Raw genomic sequence first — 16,862 nt, forward strand, 5'->3', positions numbered from 1 at the left:
TGGCGCGCCGGCCACAGTGACCGCCGCCTTAATCACAGTGATACCGGATCGTGCATCACCGCGAAACATTTAACCCCATAGGTTTTCCTTCATGCCAGATCACAACGTGGCGGTACGGTTGCGCGGCCTGAGCAAGAGCTTCGGGCCCGTGGAGGCCGTCGCCGGGGTCGACCTCGAGGTCGCCGACGGCGAGTTCTTCGCGATGCTGGGCCCGTCGGGGTCCGGCAAGACCACCGTGCTCCGGATGATCGCGGGCTTCGAGACCCCCACCGCGGGCACGGTCGAGCTCGGCGGCCACGACGTCACCCGCCTGGCCCCCTTCGAGCGGGACGTCAACACGGTGTTCCAGGACTACGCGCTCTTCCCCCACATGAGCGTCCTGGACAACGTGGAGTACGGCCTGCGGGTCAAGAAGGTCGGCAGGGCGGAGCGGCGCGAGCGGGCCGTCGCGGCGCTGGCCTCCGTCCGCCTTGAGGGGTTCGAGGGGCGGCGTCCCGCCCAGCTCTCGGGCGGGCAGCGCCAGCGGGTCGCCCTGGCGCGGGCGCTCGTCAACCGGCCCCGCGTCCTGCTGCTCGACGAGCCGCTCGGGGCCCTCGACCTCAAGCTCCGCGAGGAGATGCAGGTCGAGCTGAAGGAGATCCAGCGCGAGGTCGGCATCACGTTCCTGTTCGTCACGCACGACCAGGAGGAGGCCCTGACCATGAGCGACCGGATCGCGGTGTTCGACCGCGGGCGGATCGAGCAGGTCGGCACCCCCGCTGAGGTCTACGAGCGGCCCTCGACGCCGTTCGTGGCCGGGTTCGTCGGCACCTCCAACCTGATCTCGGGCGACGCGGCCAAGGCCGTGCTCGGCAAGGACGGCACGTTCAGCGTGCGGCCGGAGAAGCTCCGCCTCGTGCTCGACGTGGACGCCCCGGTCGGCGAGGACGACCACAGCGCGACCGGCACCGTCGCCGAGGTGGTGTACGCCGGGGCGGCGACCCGGTTCGTCGTCGACCTCGACGCGGGCGGGCGGCTGATCGTCCTCCAGCAGAACCTCGAGGTCTCGTCCATGGAGGTGACCGGCCTGCGCGGCAGCCGCGCCCGGCTCGTGTGGAACCGCCGCCACGAGTTCGCCATCGCCTCCTGAAAGCCGGTCACCCCTCACCCCGTCCAGCACTGCGCTCCACCCCTCAAGGAGAGACACCATGCGGTCCACCCGACTCGTGATCGCCACCGCCGCGCTCGCGCTGGCCGCCGCCGCCTGCGGTGGCGGCTCGGCCGGCACCTCCTCGGGCGGCGGCACGGCCGCCCCCGGCCAGAGCGGGTTCACCCCTCCCAAGCTGGAGGCGCCCAAGAGCCTCGGCGCCGGCGAGGGCCAGGTCAACCTGGTCGCCTGGGCCGGTTACGCCGAGGACGGCTCCAACGACCCGAAGGTCGACTGGGTGCATCCCTTCGAGCAGGCCAGCGGGTGCAAGGTCAACACCAAGACCGCGGGCACCTCCGACGAGATGGTGAACCTGATGAAGACCGGCGAGTACGACGCCGTGTCGGCCTCGGGTGACGCGTCGCTGCGCCTGATCGCCTCGGGCACCGTCGCCCCGGTCAACACCGACCTGGTGCCCAACTACAAGAACGTGTTCGCGGGGCTGAAGCTCAAGCCGTGGAACTCGGTCAACGGCGTGGCCTACGGCGTGCCGCACGGCCGGGGCGCCAATCTGCTCATGTGGCGCACCGACAAGGTCACCCCTGCTCCCGACTCCTGGAGCGTGGTCTTCGACCCGGCCTCGCCGTACAAGGGCAAGCTGACGGCCTACGACTCCCCCATCTACCTCGCCGACGCCGCGCTGTACCTGATGGCCACCAAGCCCGACCTCGGCATCAAGGACCCCTACGCCCTGGACGACAAGCAGTTCCAGGCGGCGGTCGACCTGCTGAAGCAGCAGAAGCAGAACATCGGCGAGTACTGGTCGGACTACACCAAGGCGGTGCAGTCGTTCAAGAGCGGCGACACCGTGGCGGGCACGACGTGGCAGGTCATCGCGAACCTGGTCGAGGCCGACAAGGCGCCGGTCAAGGCGACGCTGCCCAAGGAGGGCTCGACCGGCTGGTCGGACACCTGGATGGTCGCGGCCGAGGCCAAGCACCCCAACTGCGCCTACAAGTGGCTGGACTGGATCATCTCGCCGAAGGCCAACGCCCAGGTGGCCGAGTGGTTCGGTGAGGCGCCCTCGAACTCCGAGGCCTGCGCGGAGACCGCCGACAAGGGCTTCTGCGACACCTACCACGCCACCGACGAGTCCTACTTCGACAAGGTGCACTTCTGGACCACTCCGATCGCCCAGTGCCTGGACGGCCGCACTGACGTCAAGTGCAAGGACTACTCGGAGTGGACCCGGGCGTGGACGGAGATCAAGGGTTGACCGGTTCCGCGTCGGTGACGACGGCGGCCCCGCCCGGCGGCGCCGGGACGGGGCCGGCGCGTCCCGGCCCCCGCCGCCGGCTCGCCGCCGCGCTCCACCGGCACGCCGGGGTACGGCTGTCGCTGCTGCTGTCGGCGCCGCTCGCCTGGCTGGGCGTCGCCTACCTGGGCGCGCTCGCCGCCCTTTTCGTCACCGCCTTCTGGACCACGGACTCCTTCACCGGCGACCTGGTCAGGACGTTCACGTGGGCCAACTTCCACGACGTCGTCACCGCCGAGGTCTACAGGACGGTCGCGCTGCGCTCGCTCGGCGTCGCGGTCGCGGTGACGCTGATCGACATGGTGATCGCCTTCCCGATGGCGTTCGCGATGGCCAAGCTGGCCTCGCCGCGCACCCAGCGCTGGCTGGTCATCGCCGTCCTGACCCCGCTGTGGGCGTCCTACCTGGTCAAGGCGTACGCCTGGCGGGTGATGCTGTCGTCGGACGGCCTGCTCGGCTGGGGGTACGGGCTGACGGCGACCATCCTGACGCTGTCGTACCTGTGGCTGCCGTACATGATCCTGCCGATCTACGCGGGGCTGGAGCGCCTGCCGAACTCCCTGCTGGACGCGGCCGGGGACCTCGGCGCACGGGGCTGGCGCACCTTCCGCACGGTGGTGTGGCCGCTGACGTTCCCCGCGGTCGTGGCGGGCTCGGTCTTCACCTTCTCCCTCTCGCTCGGCGACTACATCGCCGTGAAGATCGTCGGAGGCAAGAGCCAGCTCATCGGGAACGTCGTCTACGACAACATCGGCGCCGCCAACAACCTGCCGTTCGCCGCCGCCGTGGCGACGATCCCGGTGGTGATCATGCTGGTGTACCTCGCCGCCGTGCGCCGTACCGGAGCGCTGGAGAACCTTTGACCCGCCGCACCCTTTCCGACCAGGTGGACCGGAGGCTCTCGTGAACCTGTCCCGCACGGCACGGCTGGCGCTGCGCCTGGCATTGGCCCTCGGCCTCGCGGTGATCTACGTGCCCCTGGGCATCGTGCTGCTGAACTCCTTCAACGCCGACCGCACCTTCGCCTGGCCGCCGACCGGGTTCACCACCCGGTGGTGGAGCGTCGCCTGGAACTCCTCAGGCGTGCGCGACGCCCTGTGGACCTCGGTGCGGGCCGGGGTCGGCGCGACCGCCATCGCGCTGGTGCTCGGCACGATGGCGGCCTTCGCCGTGCAGCGCTACCGGTTCTTCGGTCGTGACACCGTCTCGCTGCTCATCGTGCTGCCGATCGCGCTTCCCGGCATCGTGACCGGCATCGCGCTCAACAACGCCTTCCGCACGATGCTCGAACCCTTCGGCGTCGGCCTCGGCCTGTTCACCGTGATCGTGGGGCACGCGACGTTCTGCGTGGTCACCGTGCACAACAACGTGCTGGCGCGGCTGCGCCGCATGGGGGTGAACGTCGAGGAGGCGTCGGCGGACCTGGGCGCGGACACCTTCACCACCTTCCGCCTGGTGACGTTCCCGATGATGCGGTCGGCGCTGCTGGCGGGCGGGCTGCTGGCGTTCGCCCTGTCGTTCGACGAGATCATCGTGACGACGTTCACGGCGGGGGCCGGGGTGAGGACGCTGCCGATCTGGATCTTCGAGAACCTCTTCCGCCCGAACCAGGCGCCGGTCGTCAACGTGGTCGCCGCCGCGCTCATCGTCTTCTCCGTGGTCCCGATCTACTTCGCGCAGCGTCTCTCTGGCACCACGAGCACCCACTGACCCGGGTTCGCCAAGCAACATCGCGCAATATGCGGGTACAGAGAGAAATCTAAGAGCTACGGTCGGGATGTCACGACATCACGTAACCGAAGAGGTGGCCCCCATGCCCCCGACCCGTATCACCGAAGCGAAGGGAATCCTGGCCGCGCGGCTGCGCGAGATCCGCAGCGAGGCCAGCCTGACGGGGCGGACCCTCGCCTCCGAGGCGGGCTGGCACTACTCCAAGGTCTCCAAGATCGAGCACGCGGCGCAGATGCCCAACGAGAACGACATCAGGGTCTGGTGCCGGGTGTGCGACGCGGAGGAGTACGTGGTCGACCTGATCGCGGCCGTGCGCAACATCGACTCGATGTACACCGAGTGGCGGCGGCTGGAGACCACGGGACTGCGGCACGTCCAGGAGTCGTTCCAGCCGCTCTACCGCGAGACCCAGCAGTTCAGGGTCTACCAGCACTCGGCCGTCCCCGGGCTGCTCCAGACGCCCGGCTACGCCCGCGCGCACCTGCGGGCGATCATCGACTTCCGGGGAATCCCCGACGATCTCGACGCGGCGGTGACCGCCCGCCTGGCGCAGCAGGAGGTGCTCGGGGCCGGCGGGAAGCGGTTCATGTTCGTCGTCGGCGAGCAGGCGCTGCGCACCCCGGTGTGCGACACCGAAGGGATGATCGCCCAGCTCGACCGGCTGCTCCGGATCACGGCCAACATGCCGCAACTCAGCTTCGGCGTGATCCCCGCGACGACGCGGCCACCGATCATGCCACCCGAAAATTTCTGGATATACGACGATAACCAGGTCAGGGTGGATACGGTGCCCGGCCAGTTCCGCATCAAGGCGCCCACCGACGTCGCGCTGTACGAGAAGGCGTTCACCAAACTCGCCGAGGCCGCCGTCTATGGTCAGGCGGCACGCGACCTCATCACCGCCACGTCGGACGGATTCAAAGGAACATGAAGCAACTTCGTTGATGCCGAGATCGGCGCCCACCTAGCCTCGTGGGCGACCCCCTCCGTGGCGACGCGGCCCGTGGCCCGTCTCGCACGGCCCACGACGAGCCAGGCGAGCCCAGTCGCCGCGCCGGTGAGGAGCCACCTCGTGCCCGCCCTCCACGTTGAAGCCGCCGCCCTCGTCGGCCGCCGTCCCGCGGCGGCCGTACGGCAGATCGCCGAGGACCTGCAGACCTGCCTCGCCCGCCGGAACATCCCCGCCTACGTCTACTTCCTGGAGGACGGCCAGGCCGCCGTCTCGCTGTGGCAGGGCCTGCTGGCCCGGGTCGACGGCCGCATCATCTGGTGGACCAGCCCCCACCCGAGCCGCAGGGGCGGCGTCCTGCGGACGTTCGCCTTCGCCCCCGCCACCGCCGCCGCCCGGCTGGCCGAGCACTACGCGACCCTTCGCGCGCGGCCCCTGCCCGAGCTCTTCGCCCACCCCGAGTGACCGCCGTCCCCGACCCCCGGCCATGTTCATCCGCGAAGTCCCCAGCAGACCGGAGCCGATCATGACGACCACCGACAAGGTCGCGAGCGCGACCACGGCCGGCGAGCCCGGCACCGACCAGACGGCCACCGCCCACCTGCAGGCCCTGGGCGAGGCGCTCCAGGCGCGCGGCCTGTACGTGCGCGTCGGAGCGACCGCCGGAGGGCTCCCGCAGCTCATCGTGATCAGCACCGTGGTGCCCACCCTCTCTGAGGTGATCTTCGCGGCCCGGCGGCAGGGAACCTGGTGGTTCTGGTGGTCGTGGGCCGAGCGCATCGCCCCCGTCGACGACCTGGCCACCACCGAGGCGCGGATCCGCCAGGCGCTCACTCCCCCGGACCGTCAGGACCGGTAGGCGGCCGGGGACGAACGGCCCTCGGCGACGCCCACCGGGAAGGCCGGGCTTCGAGCATCGCTAGATCCGGCGAGGCCGGCATCGTGACTCCGCCGTCTGCCTAAAACCTACTAAACAAGTAGGTCTTGACGGAAATGCGGCTCTGTGTTGGAGTGGAGCCCATGCAGGCCGAGATCCGACTCGTGGTTCGCGGGCACATCGACTTGTGCCGTGTGTGGTCCTCCTCCTGTCGCCCCTGACGCGGCGACCGGCGGCGCGTCCCTGACGTCCGCCGTTCCTTCCCCTCTTCGCCGGCACTCCGGCGCTCACCTCCGGACCCCGTCGTGCCCGCTCGGGCGCCCGGGCCCACGGCCGTCCAGTCAGAAAGGCTTCAGCCATGCCCGTCGAGTTTCTCGGAATCGGTGGCACCAATGACGGAACGGAGACCACCTCCCGCTCCGGCCCCTCGTTCGACAAGGAGTACACGCTCAGGCTCGCCCGGGCCCACCAGGAGTACGGGTGGGACCGCGTCCTGTTCGCCTACGGATCGGGGACGCCCGACCCGGCCCAGGCCGCCGCGTACGTGGCGAGCCACGTCGAGGACCTGGGGATCCTGCTGGCCCACCGGCCGAACGTGTCGTACCCGACCTTCGCCCTGAAGACCTTCTCGACACTCGACCAGATCAGCGAGGGCCGCCTGACCGTGCACTTCATCACCGGCGGCACCGACCACGAGCAGCGGCGCGAGGGCGACTTCCTCACCAAGGACGAGCGGTACGCCCGCACCCGGGAGTACATCCAGATCGTCAAGAAGGGCTGGACCTCGCACAAGCCCTTCGACCACGAAGGCGCGTTCTACAGCTTCAACGACTTCGTGTCGGACGTCTTCCCCGTCCAGCACCCGAGACCCCAGGTGTCGTTCGGCGGGTCCTCCCCCGCCGCCTACAAGGCGGGCGGCGCGGAGGCGGACATCTTCTGCCTGTGGGGCGAGCCGCTGGCCCAGACCGCCGAGCAGATCCAGTCCGTCAGGCAGGCCGCCAGGGAGGCGGGGCGGAGTGACGTGCCGAGGTTCCAGGTCGCGTTCCGGCCGATCATCGCGCCCACCGAGGAGCTGGCCTGGGAGAAGGCGCACCGCACGCTGGCGGCGATCACCTCCCGGCGCGACTCGGGCAGGGCCCAGCTCCGGCGGCTGCCCCCGGGCGGCGCGCCGGAGAACACCGGGTCGCAGCGGCTGGTCGCCATCGCCGAGCGGGGCGAGCGCTTCGACCGCGCCCTGTGGACCCCAACCGCCGCCGCGACCGGCGGGGCCGGCAACTCCAACGCCCTGGTCGGCACGCCCGAGACGGTGGCCCAGGCGCTGCTGGACTACCACGACCTCGGCGTGGAGATCCTCTCGGCGCGGGGATACGACCTGCTCGACGACGCGATCGACTTCGGACGGCACGTCATCCCGCTCGTACGCGAGGAGGTGGCCAAGCGCGACCGGGCGCGCCTTTCCGCGAAGGTCCCCGAACGCAGGGCGGCCTGGCAGGCCGGGCGCTGAGCGCGAGAGCAGGGGGGATCATGTCCGGGGACCCACCGCTCACGGTCGTCACCGCCCGGCATCCGGGGCGCTGGGCGGCGGCGGCCGTGGTGCTCGTGCTGCTGCTGATGGCGGCCAACGCCCTGGTCACCAACCCCGCGTGGGAGTGGCCGATCGTGGGCGAGTACCTGTTCTACCCGTCCATCCTGCGCGCGGTCGCGTTCACGCTGGAGCTCACCGCGCTCGGCATCGTGCTGGGCTTCCTGCTCGGCACGGTGCTGGCCCTGATGAGGCTGTCGGCGAACCCGCTGCTCAGCTCGGTGGCCTGGGGGTACACCTGGCTGTTCCGATCGGTGCCGCTGATCCTGCAGCTGCTCTTCTGGTACAACCTGGCCCTGCTGTACAAGCAGATCTCGTTCGGCGTGCCGTTCGGCCCGTCGTTCTTCTCCGTCGGCACGATGGACCTCATCGGCCCGGTGACCGCCGCCGCGCTCGGCCTCGCGCTCCACCAGGGCGCCTACGCCGCCGAGATCGTGCGGGCGGGCTTCCTGTCTGTGGACCAGGGGCAGCTGGAGGCCGCGGCCGCGCTCGGCATCCCCCGCGCCCGCCAGGTCTTCAGGATCGTGCTCCCCCAGGCGATGCGGACGATCGTCCCGACGGCGGGGAACGAGATCATCGGCCTGGTCAAGGGCACCTCGGTGGTGTACATCATGGCGCTGCCCGAGCTGTTCTACCAGGCCCAGGTGATCTACAACCGCAGCGGGCGGGTCATCGCACTGCTGCTGGTGGCCGCGATCTGGTACCTGGCCCTGACCACGGTGCTCTCGGTGTTCCAGTACTACCTGGAACGCCACTACGCCAAGGGAGCGACCAGGCACCTGCCCGAGACCCCGCTCGGACGCCTGCGCCGGGCGGTCGCCACGCGGAACGCCGCGGCCCGGAGGGCGCTGTGACGCGTCCGATGGTGGAGCTGCGCGGCGTGCACAAGAGCTTCGGCGCGCTCGCGGTCCTGCGCGGCGTGGACCTGCGCGTGGAGGCCGGCGAGGTCACCGTGATCGTCGGCCCCTCCGGCTCAGGCAAGTCCACCCTGCTCCGCAGCGTCAACCACCTGGAGAAGGTCGACCGCGGCTCGGTGCTCGTCGACGGCGAGCTGGCCGGCTACCGGCGCGCCGGCGACCGCCTGTACGAGCTGCGCGAACGCGAGATCCTCCGGCAGCGCACGCACATCGGGTTCGTGTTCCAGAACTTCAACCTCTTCCCCCACCTGACCGTCCGCCAGAACGTCACCGAGGCCCCGCTGTCGGCCCAGCGCCGGCCGAGGGCCGAGGTGGAGGAGCTGGCGACCCGGCTGCTCGACCGCGTGGGGCTGGCGGACAAGGCCGACGAGTACCCCCGGCGGCTGTCCGGGGGGCAGCAGCAGCGTGTGGCGATCGCCCGGGCCCTGGCCCTTGAGCCGAAGGTCCTGCTGTTCGACGAGCCGACCTCCGCCCTCGACCCCGAACTGGTCGGCGAGGTGCTGGAGGTGATGAAGGACCTGGCGCGCAGCGGCACCACGATGATCGTCGTCACCCACGAGATCGGATTCGCCCGCGAGGTCGCCGACACCGTGGTCTTCCTGGACGCCGGGCGCGTCGTCGAGCAGGGGCCGCCCGGCCAGGTGCTGGACGCCCCCCGGCACGAGCGCACCCGCGCCTTCCTGAGCAAAGTCCTCTGACCCGAAAAGGATCATTCAGATGCCCTCCCTATCCCGTCGTGCCGCCGTGCTCGGCCTCCTTCCCCTGCTCCTGCTGGCCGCGTGCGGCACGGCGGCGGGCACCGAGCAGGGGTCCGGCGCGGTGACCGCCGAAGCGGCGGCGGCCGCCGGCGCCCCCTTGAAGATCGACACCAGCCCGGACCAGAAGCGCGTACGCGCGGAGAAGGTCGACGCGATCGCGACCCGGGTGCCCGAGGCGATCCGGAGCGGCGGCGAGCTGTCCGTCGGGATAACCGGTGACGGGACTCCGCCGCTGTCCTTCCTCGCCGACGACGACAGCACCGTGATCGGCGTCGAGTCCGACGTCGCCCAGCTCGTCGCGGACGTGCTCGGCCTCCGCCTCCGGCTCGACCGGACCTCCTGGGAGAACCTCTTCCTCGCGGTGAGGTCCGGCAAGGACCACGTGGGCTTCTCCAACATCACCGTGACCGAGGAGCGCAAGGACATCTACGACTTCGCGACCTACCGCGTCGACCAGCTCGCCTGGGAGACCGGCAAGGACAGCAAGCTGACGCGGATCGAGCAGCCCTCGGACATCGCGGGGCTGAAGGTGGCGGTCGGCTCGGGCACCAACCAGGAGAAGATCCTGCTGGAGTGGGACGAGCGGAACAAGAAGGCGGGCCTGAAGCCGATCGAGGTCCAGTACTACCAGCGCCCGGCGGACTACTACCTGGCGCTGAAGTCCGGCCGCATCGACGTCTACTTCGGCCCCAACCCCACCTCCGCCTACCACTCGGCCGTCAGCGGCGACACCAAGATCGCCGGAACGCTGTCCGGCGGCGGCGAGAGCGTCCAAGGGCTCATCGCGGCCATGACGCAGAAGGGGAACGGGCTGGTCCAGCCGGTGAGTGATGCCCTGAACACGGTCATCGAGAACGGGAAGTACGCCGAGGTGCTCAAGCGTTGGGGCCTGTCGAACGAAGCCATCCCGGCGTCACAGGTCAACCCCCCGGGCCTGCCGCGCCAGAAGAAGTGAGCGAAGGACACATGACCGTCGAGTCCATCGAGGTGCGTCACGTGGAGGTCCGCGATCCTGCGGCCGAGCCGCTGCTGCGCGACCTCCACCTTGAGTACCACAGCCGGTACGGGCCGAACGAGGAGCTCAGCCGGTACGCCGACGAGGAGTTCTCCCCGCCTGACGGCGCCTTCCTGATCCTGGTGGAGGACGGGGAGACGGTCGCCGGGGGCGCGTTCCGCCGCCACGACCAGACGACGGCCGAGCTGAAGCGCATCTGGACCCACCCCGCCCACCGCAGGCGGGGCCTCGGGCTGGTCGTCGTCCGCGAGCTGGAGCGGGAGGCCGTACGCCGGGGGTACCGGCGGATCCACCTCACCACCGGCCCCCGCCAGCCGGAGGCCGCCCGGCTGTACCTGGCGGCCGGCTACCGGCCGCTGTTCGACCTCGACGCCGATCCGGAGACGATCGGGCCGCTGCCCTTCGAGAAGCTCCTCGAAGGGCCCGCCCCCTGCGAGACGGCCGCGGGCGGCTACGACGTCCGCGCGGCCGAGGTCCAGGAGGCGTAGAGGTCGGCGTACACGCCGTCCTGCCGTACCAGCTCGGCGTGCGGCCCGCGCTGGACGATGCGGCCGTGCTCGAACACCAGCACCTCGTCCGCCGCCTCGGCGGTGGACAGGCGGTGGGCGATCGACACGGCCGTACGGCCGCGGGTGACCCCGTCGAGTGCCCGCGCGATCCGCACCTCGGTGGCGGGGTCCACGGCGGAGGTCGCCTCGTCGAGCAGCAACAGGTCGGGGTCTGCCAGGTAGGCCCTGGCCAGTGCGACGAGCTGGCGCTCCCCCGCCGACAGCGACTCGCCGCGCTGGCCCACCGCGGTGGACAGCCCCGCGGGAAGGCCCTCCAGCCAGTCGGTCAGCCCCAGCTCGGTCATGGCCAGGTCGATGTCCGCGTCGGTGGCCGAGGGGCGGCCGTAGCGGATGTTGTCCGCGAGCGAGCCGTTGAACAGGAACCCGTCCTGCGGCACCATGACGATCCGCTCCCTGAGCGAGGAGAACCGCACCTTGCGCAGGTCCACTCCGTCCACCAGCACGCGGCCCGCGGTCGGGTCCATGAGGCGGGTGAGCAGCTTGGCGAAGGTCGTCTTGCCCGAGCCGGTCTCGCCGACGACCGCGACCCGGGTGCGGGGCTCGATGTCCACCGAGACCTCGTGCAGCACGGGAGGCCCGTCGGGGTAGGCGAAGCCCACGTCCTGGAAGGAGACCGTGATGGACCCGCGCGGCAGGGTCACCCCGCCCACCGGGTCGGCCACGTCCGCGGGCGTGTCGAGCACGCCGAGCACCCGCCGCCACCCGGCGACGGCGTTCTGCGCGTCGTTGAGCACCTCGGTCGCGGTCTGCAGGGGGCTGATGAAGAGGGTGATGAGGAACAGGAACGCGACCAGGCGCCCGGCCGAGATCGTGCCGCCGATGCCGAGCTCGACCCCGAGCAGCACCACCCCGGCGACCGCGACCGCCCCCACCAGCTCGGTGATCGGGAAGGTGAACGCGACGATCTTCTGGGCCCGGGTCTGGGCGTTGCGCTGGGCGTTGACGGCCTCGTCGATGCGCCGCGCGGTGCGCTCCTCCGAGCCGTACGCGCGGATCACCGCGCTGCCGACCACGGACTCGCTGACCGCGGCCAGCATGTCGCCGGTGCGCTCGCGCACCTGGGTGTAGGCGCCGGCCACCCAGCGCTGGAACCTCGGCAGCACGATGACCAGCGGCAGGAAGCAGGCCCAGACGACCAGCGCGAGCTGCCAGGAGTAGAACGCCATCAGCACGCTGGCGATGATCAGCTGACCGACCGAGATGATGACCATGAGGCCACCCCACTGCATGAACGTGCTGATCTGGTCCACGTCGCTGGTGACCCGGGAGACCAGCGCGCCGCGCCGCTCGGTGTTCTGCGTGAGCACCGACAGGTCGTGGACGTGCCGGAACCCCTTGCCGCGCAGCGAGGCGAGCCCCGACTCGGTCGAGCGGTAGAGGCGTACGTTCATGAGGTAGCCGCACAGAGCCGTCAGCGTCACCGCGACGGCGCACAGCAGCACGGCGTTCCTGATGAACGGCACGTCCGGCGTCGCATTCTTCAGCCCTCGGTCGATGACCTGCTGAACGGCGATGGGGACGATCACCTTGCCGAGCGTGGCGAGCACCGCCAGCACCAGCGTCACCGGGAGGCCGACGCGGAACTCCGGCGACAGCGCGAGGCCATGCCGCAACGTCCCGAGAGCCGAGCGCTGCTCCACGCTCAGCGACGTCGTCATGCCACGTTCTTCGACCCGCGACGTCATGCCACGATCCCCTCGTCGGCGTCGAGCGCCGCGCGCTCGGATTCCGCACGTTCGTAGGCGGTGACGAGGTTGCGGTATCCCTCGCACCGGGCGAGCAGCACGTCGTGCGGGCCCCGGTCGGCGACCCTGCCGTGCTCCAGGTAGACGACCTCGTCCGCCAGCGCGATCGTCGCCATGCGGTAGGCGACGACGATCACCGTGGACTCCGGCGAGCCCTCCCGCAGGCCGTACAGGATGCGGCCCTCCACCTGCGCGTCCACGCTGGAGGTGGCGTCGTCCAGGATGAGCAGGCGAGGGGTCCTGACCAGGGCCCTCGCCAGCGCCAGCCGCTGCCGCTGGCCGCCGGACAGCGTGGCGCCGCGCTCGCCGACCCGGGTGTCCAGGTTCTTCGGCAGGGCGCTCACGAACCCCTCCGCCTGGGCCAGGCGCAGCGCCGCCCAGATCCTCTCGTCCGGTACGGGCTCGCCCGCCTCCGTCCCGAGGGTCAGGTTGCCGCGCACGGTGTCGTCGAACAGGAAGGTCTGCTGCGGGACCAGGGACGCGGCCGTGCTCACCTCGCCCTTCGCGACCTCGCGCAGGTCGGTGCCGTCGAGAAGCACCTGACCATGGTCGGGGTCGATCAGCCGGACGAGGAGCTGGGTCAGCGTGGACTTGCCCGAGCCGGTCGGGCCGACGATCGCGACGGTGCGGCCCGGCCTGACCTGGAAGTCGACCCCCGACAGCACGGGCGCGTCCGCGGAGTAGCCGTAGGTCAGGCCGCGCACCTCCAGCCGGGCGGGGCCCTCCGCGGCCAGGCGGGCGGCGCCGTACTCCATCGAGCCGGACGCCTTCAGCACGTCCTGCACCCGAGTCCAGCCGACGACGCTGCGCGGCATCTCGGCGAGCACCCAGCCGAGCGCGCGGATCGGGAACGCCAGCAGCGTGAACAGGTAGGACACCTGGATCAGATCGCCCGAGGAGACGTCCCCGGCTGCGAGCCGGATCGAGCCGAACAGCAGCACCGCGAGCACGCCCAGCGTCGGCAGCGCCTCCAGCAACGGGTCGAAGAGCCCGCGGATGCGGCCCACGGCGATGTTGGCGTCGCGAAGCTCGTCCGCCTTGGCCTGGAAGCGGACGGCCTCGGCGTCCTCCCTGCCGAGGGTCTTGACGACCAGCGCCCCGTCGAAGCTCTCGTGCGCGATCTCGCTGACCTCGGCGCGGAGCTGCTGCGCGCGCATCGCGAGGGGCGATAGCCGGCGCTGGTAGACGAGGTTCAGCACCGCGATAGCCGGAAATATCAGGAAACCGACGAGGGCGAGCATCGGGTCCACGAGCAGGATGGCGACGGCGGCGGTGACCAGCATGACCACCACGCCGACGGCCATGGGCAGCGGGGCCAGCGGAGCCCAGGCCGCCTCGGCGTCGGAACTGGCGTTGGACAGCAACTGGCCGGTCGGGTGGCGATGGTGCCAGGCGAGCGGCAGCCGCAGGTACTGCCGGGTGACCTCGCGGCGTGACCGGGCCTGCATGCGGTACTGCATGATGCCGGCGAGCACCCTGCGGCCGATCACACCCGCCGCCTTCAGCACCGCGACGCCCACGATCAGCAGCGCCGCGGTGACGAGCGTGCCCGTGGTGGTGCGCCCGTCGCGGAAGGCGGGCAGGACGGCGTTCTCCGTGGCCCAGCCCAGCGCCCACGAGGAGCCGACGGTCATGACCCCGTAGACGGAGCTCGCCAGGACCGCGCCGGTGAAGATTCGGGGCTCGGTACGGATGGCGTGCCCGACGACACGCAGTCCCTGGCGCATGACGGTCGGACTGTGCTGGCGCTCGCTCGGCACGCGGGGGATCCTCTCGACGGGGACTATGCCTGGTGAGGGCCTGTCTGATCGCGGGACGCGGGGAACGTCCGCCTCAATCCCTATCATCCGCCGCAACCGGTTTATTCCCACCCCTATGGTGGCCGATCAGCCCCGAACGCCCCCTTGTAAGGTGATCAGGGTGACGCACGCACGCGCCGAGCGCGAAGCACTCAGTGATCTTCTCGACCGTCTGGGCCCCGGGGCCCCGACGCTGTGCGAGGGGTGGACGACCGCCGACCTCGCCGCCCACCTCGTCGTCCGCGAGCGCCGGCTCGACGCCGCGGGGGGCATCGCGATCAAGCCCCTAGCGGGCTACACCGAGTCCGTGCAGAACAAGGTCAAGAACGGCAAGGCCTACCGCGAGCTCGTCGACGACGTGCGCCAGGGCCCGCCGCGGTGGTCGCCCTACGGCCTGATCCCGGGCCTGGACGCGGTGGTCAACACCCTGGAGTTCTTCGTCCACCACGAGGACGTCCGGCGGGCGCAGCCCGGCTGGGAGCCCCGCGAACTGCCCGCCGACCTGGTGGAGATGATCTGGAAGCGGGTCTCGGGAGGCGCGCGGCTGATGCTCCGCAAGTCGCCCGTCGGCGTGGTGCTCCGCCGTACCGACGGCAGGAAGGCCGGGGGCAAGATGGCCGAGCCGCACGTCATCGTGACCGGCGAGCCGGCCGAGCTCCTGCTGTTCGCCTTCGGCCGCCAGGAGCACGCCCGGGTGACCTTCGAGGGCGACGAGGCCTCGATCGATCGGCTGCGCGGCGCCGAACTCGGCCTCTGACACCGGCTCCCCCACGGAAAGCGGCGCGGGGCCTCCCGCCGAGCCGCCGGACCGCGCGGAACCCCCGGGGTTCCGCGTCCGTTGTCGCGTGTATTACGGGCATCCGTTTCATACCGGATGGGACGGTCATGTCCTGGCTATGATCATCCCTGAGCCACCACGTGACCGATTCCGGAGATCGGCCACTCCGCGCCTCGGGTAGGACCACGTCACTGGAACCATGGGAGGCAATCCGATGAAGACCAAGAAGGTACTGCTGTACCTCGTCATCGCCTTCGCGGTCTTCTACATGTACTCCCGGCCCGCCGAGGCGGCGACCGCGGTCAAGGGCATGTTCAACGGGATCAGCTCGGGCGCGGGACAGCTGGCGATGTTCTTCTCCAAGCTGTTCAACTGAGGACCTGAGCGGCCCTCTCCCCGTCGTTCGGCCGAGAACCTGAGGCGTCGGCGGCGTGGGCGGCACTCCCCTGAGCCGGCCCGGGGCGGCGCCGGTCCAGATCCCGGTCAGGCGTCCTTCTTCTTCAGCGGTACCAGGCACAGCACGTAGCCCATGGCGCCCGACTTGGGACCTTCCCAGTACGCCGTGGTGACGTCCTTGTCGTGGCACATGCTGAGGCTCGTGTCGGCGTTGAACTGCGCCTCGGTCTTGCCGTTGACCTTCCTGGCGACCTTCCACTCGACCGTGGCGTCCTTGCAGTCGACGACCTTCAGGCTGTCCTTGTCCTGCCCGGCCATGCAGTCGCCCACGTGGGCGATGCGCGGAGCGCCGGTGACCTGGTCGCCGACCGCGCCCACACCCTCCCGGACCGCGAAGACCCCACCGATCTTGATGACGGCGATGACCACGAAGATGCCTACCGCGCCGAGCGCACCCGCGATCTTGCCGCCCCGCTTCTTCTTGGCGGCGGGCGGCCGGCCGGGCTGCCACTGGGCTCCGCCGGGCTGCTGGGCGAAGGGGTCCTTGCCCGCGTTGGAGCCGGGCTGCTGCTGGTACGGGTCCTGCCAGGCCTGCCCCTGCTGGGGAGGCGGCTGCTGACCGTACGCACCCGGTGCCTGCTGCTGCCCGTAGCCACCCTGCTGTGCCTGCGCCTGGCCGGCGTAGGCGGGCTGCTGCCCGGCGTTGGAGGGCCGGCCGTACGGATCCTGGGGCGGGCCCGCGTACGGAGCCTGCTGCTGGTCCTGGGGCTGTCCCGCATACCCCTGGCCCGCATACCCCTGACCGGCATGGCCCTGGCCGCTCCCCTGACCCGGGTAGCCGGACCCGCCGCTCCCCTGACCCGGGTAACCGGACCCACCGCTCCCCTGACCCGGGTAACCGGAGCCACCGCCCGGGTAGCCGGAACCGCCGCTCGCCTGCCCCGGGTAGCCCGAGGCGCCGCCTGCCTGGCCCGGATAGCCGGACCCGCCGCTCCCCTGGCCCGGATAGGGGGCCTGCCGCAGGTAGGGCTCCTGCGGCGGGCCGCCGTACGGCGCGGCGTCCTGCGGTGCGTACGGCTGCCGCGGGTACTGGTCGTCCTGCTGCCGGGACCCGTCCTGGCCGTACTGCCCCTGACCCTGGCTGGGCGGGAAGGTGTGGTTCGGATAGCCCTGAGGAGGCTGGTAGGGCGAGCCCGGCTGCTGGGGGGAGGGTGGAGTCGTCACGGATGATTCCTTGAGTTCAGCGGCACCGTAAAAGAACCCGCATGACCGTAGCGGATCATGACCCGGCTTGCGAAGACATTC

17 protein-coding genes are annotated in these 16,862 nt (G+C 70.7%); 14 read left to right on the plus strand and 3 right to left on the minus strand.

All coding sequences use genetic code 11. From position 1 onward, the window contains the following. The first annotated feature begins 91 nt into the window (after window positions 1–91). From OG589_RS21305 to OG589_RS21360, 12 genes are all read left to right on the plus strand, one after another. On the plus strand, window positions 92–1,129 hold the full coding sequence (locus tag OG589_RS21305; RefSeq protein ID WP_405151607.1) for an ABC transporter ATP-binding protein: 1,038 nt from the start codon (window positions 92–94) through the stop codon (window positions 1,127–1,129). A 58-nt stretch (window positions 1,130–1,187) separates the two neighbouring features. Next, window positions 1,188–2,402: an ABC transporter substrate-binding protein gene (locus OG589_RS21310; RefSeq protein WP_405151609.1), complete on the plus strand. Its 1,215-nt coding sequence runs from the start codon at window positions 1,188–1,190 to the stop codon at window positions 2,400–2,402. Beyond that, window positions 2,399–3,304, plus strand: a complete 906-nt coding sequence (locus tag OG589_RS21315; RefSeq protein WP_405151611.1) for an ABC transporter permease — start codon at window positions 2,399–2,401, stop codon at window positions 3,302–3,304. Before OG589_RS21310 ends, OG589_RS21315 begins: the two co-directional genes overlap by 4 nt. Before the next feature lie 40 nt (window positions 3,305–3,344). Further along, on the plus strand, window positions 3,345–4,151 hold the full coding sequence (locus OG589_RS21320) for an ABC transporter permease (RefSeq protein WP_405151612.1): 807 nt from the start codon (window positions 3,345–3,347) through the stop codon (window positions 4,149–4,151). 103 nt (window positions 4,152–4,254) lie between these two features. Further along, complete coding sequence (locus OG589_RS21325; RefSeq protein WP_405151614.1) at window positions 4,255–5,103, plus strand: helix-turn-helix domain-containing protein; 849 nt, start codon at window positions 4,255–4,257, stop codon at window positions 5,101–5,103. A gap of 141 nt (window positions 5,104–5,244) precedes the next feature. Continuing rightward, window positions 5,245–5,586, plus strand: coding sequence for a hypothetical protein (locus tag OG589_RS21330; RefSeq protein ID WP_405151616.1), 342 nt, complete (start codon window positions 5,245–5,247; stop codon window positions 5,584–5,586). A gap of 61 nt (window positions 5,587–5,647) precedes the next feature. Beyond that, window positions 5,648–5,980 carry a hypothetical protein gene (locus OG589_RS21335; protein ID WP_405151618.1) on the plus strand — a complete coding sequence of 111 codons (333 nt, stop codon included), beginning with the start codon at window positions 5,648–5,650 and terminating at the stop codon, window positions 5,978–5,980. A gap of 376 nt (window positions 5,981–6,356) precedes the next feature. Continuing rightward, window positions 6,357–7,502 carry an LLM class flavin-dependent oxidoreductase gene (locus OG589_RS21340; RefSeq protein WP_405151620.1) on the plus strand — a complete coding sequence of 382 codons (1,146 nt, stop codon included), beginning with the start codon at window positions 6,357–6,359 and terminating at the stop codon, window positions 7,500–7,502. A gap of 20 nt (window positions 7,503–7,522) precedes the next feature. Then, a complete protein-coding gene (locus OG589_RS21345) occupies window positions 7,523–8,434 on the plus strand; it encodes an amino acid ABC transporter permease (protein WP_405151622.1) in 912 nt (303 codons plus the stop codon). An 8-nt stretch (window positions 8,435–8,442) separates the two neighbouring features. Then, window positions 8,443–9,195, plus strand: coding sequence for an amino acid ABC transporter ATP-binding protein (locus OG589_RS21350; protein WP_405152088.1), 753 nt, complete (start codon window positions 8,443–8,445; stop codon window positions 9,193–9,195). A 19-nt stretch (window positions 9,196–9,214) separates the two neighbouring features. Further along, the gene (locus OG589_RS21355; RefSeq protein ID WP_405151624.1) at window positions 9,215–10,210 is read left to right on the plus strand and encodes an ABC transporter substrate-binding protein; all 996 of its coding nucleotides are present in this window, start codon (window positions 9,215–9,217) and stop codon (window positions 10,208–10,210) included. An 11-nt stretch (window positions 10,211–10,221) separates the two neighbouring features. Further along, complete coding sequence (locus tag OG589_RS21360) at window positions 10,222–10,758, plus strand: GNAT family N-acetyltransferase (RefSeq protein ID WP_405151626.1); 537 nt, start codon at window positions 10,222–10,224, stop codon at window positions 10,756–10,758. Here OG589_RS21360 and OG589_RS21365 read toward each other — a convergent pair. Together OG589_RS21365 and OG589_RS21370 are read right to left on the minus strand one after the other, a co-directional pair. Further along, window positions 10,722–12,524: an ABC transporter ATP-binding protein gene (locus OG589_RS21365; RefSeq protein WP_405151628.1), complete on the minus strand. Its 1,803-nt coding sequence runs from the start codon at window positions 12,522–12,524 to the stop codon at window positions 10,722–10,724. The genes OG589_RS21360 and OG589_RS21365 overlap by 37 nt on opposite strands. Continuing rightward, window positions 12,521–14,311: an ABC transporter ATP-binding protein gene (locus tag OG589_RS21370; RefSeq protein WP_405152089.1), complete on the minus strand. Its 1,791-nt coding sequence runs from the start codon at window positions 14,309–14,311 to the stop codon at window positions 12,521–12,523. The genes OG589_RS21365 and OG589_RS21370 overlap by 4 nt, the downstream gene beginning before the upstream one ends. 193 nt (window positions 14,312–14,504) lie before the next feature. On the opposite strand from OG589_RS21370, the gene OG589_RS21375 reads away from it, so the two are divergent. Both OG589_RS21375 and OG589_RS21380 read left to right on the plus strand, forming a co-directional pair. After that, entirely contained in the window at window positions 14,505–15,140 is a 636-nt protein-coding gene (locus OG589_RS21375; RefSeq protein ID WP_405151630.1) for a TIGR03085 family metal-binding protein, read from the plus strand. 235 nt (window positions 15,141–15,375) lie between these two features. Further along, window positions 15,376–15,537: a hypothetical protein gene (locus tag OG589_RS21380; protein ID WP_405151632.1), complete on the plus strand. Its 162-nt coding sequence runs from the start codon at window positions 15,376–15,378 to the stop codon at window positions 15,535–15,537. Window positions 15,538–15,644: 107 nt separating this feature from the next. Here OG589_RS21380 and OG589_RS21385 read toward each other — a convergent pair whose 3' ends face one another. Continuing rightward, window positions 15,645–16,781 (minus strand): hypothetical protein, encoded by a 1,137-nt coding sequence (locus tag OG589_RS21385; RefSeq protein WP_405151633.1) that lies wholly within the window; start codon window positions 16,779–16,781, stop codon window positions 15,645–15,647. Window positions 16,782–16,862 lie beyond the last annotated feature (81 nt).

This window comes from Sphaerisporangium sp. NBC_01403 (assembly GCF_045040145.1).
In the GTDB taxonomy this organism is placed as follows: Bacteria; Actinomycetota; Actinomycetes; order Streptosporangiales; family Streptosporangiaceae; genus Sphaerisporangium; species Sphaerisporangium viridialbum.

Bases quoted from the DNA above. Each gene is read 5' to 3' on its own strand.
- OG589_RS21305 (WP_405151607.1), top strand. From the start codon at position 92: ATGCCAGATCACAACGTGGCGGTACGGTTGCGCGGCCTGAGCAAGAGC.
- OG589_RS21310 (WP_405151609.1), top strand. From the start codon at position 1,188: ATGCGGTCCACCCGACTCGTGATCGCCACCGCCGCGCTCGCGCTGGCC.
- OG589_RS21325 (WP_405151614.1), top strand. From the start codon at position 4,255: ATGCCCCCGACCCGTATCACCGAAGCGAAGGGAATCCTGGCCGCGCGG.
- OG589_RS21335 (WP_405151618.1), top strand. From the start codon at position 5,648: ATGACGACCACCGACAAGGTCGCGAGCGCGACCACGGCCGGCGAGCCC.
- OG589_RS21340 (WP_405151620.1), top strand. From the start codon at position 6,357: ATGCCCGTCGAGTTTCTCGGAATCGGTGGCACCAATGACGGAACGGAG.
- OG589_RS21345 (WP_405151622.1), top strand. From the start codon at position 7,523: ATGTCCGGGGACCCACCGCTCACGGTCGTCACCGCCCGGCATCCGGGG.
- OG589_RS21350 (WP_405152088.1), top strand. From the start codon at position 8,443: ATGGTGGAGCTGCGCGGCGTGCACAAGAGCTTCGGCGCGCTCGCGGTC.
- OG589_RS21355 (WP_405151624.1), top strand. From the start codon at position 9,215: ATGCCCTCCCTATCCCGTCGTGCCGCCGTGCTCGGCCTCCTTCCCCTG.
- OG589_RS21360 (WP_405151626.1), top strand. From the start codon at position 10,222: ATGACCGTCGAGTCCATCGAGGTGCGTCACGTGGAGGTCCGCGATCCT.
- OG589_RS21365 (WP_405151628.1), bottom strand. From the start codon at position 12,524: ATGACGTCGCGGGTCGAAGAACGTGGCATGACGACGTCGCTGAGCGTG.
- OG589_RS21370 (WP_405152089.1), bottom strand. From the start codon at position 14,311: ATGCGCCAGGGACTGCGTGTCGTCGGGCACGCCATCCGTACCGAGCCC.
- OG589_RS21380 (WP_405151632.1), top strand. From the start codon at position 15,376: ATGAAGACCAAGAAGGTACTGCTGTACCTCGTCATCGCCTTCGCGGTC.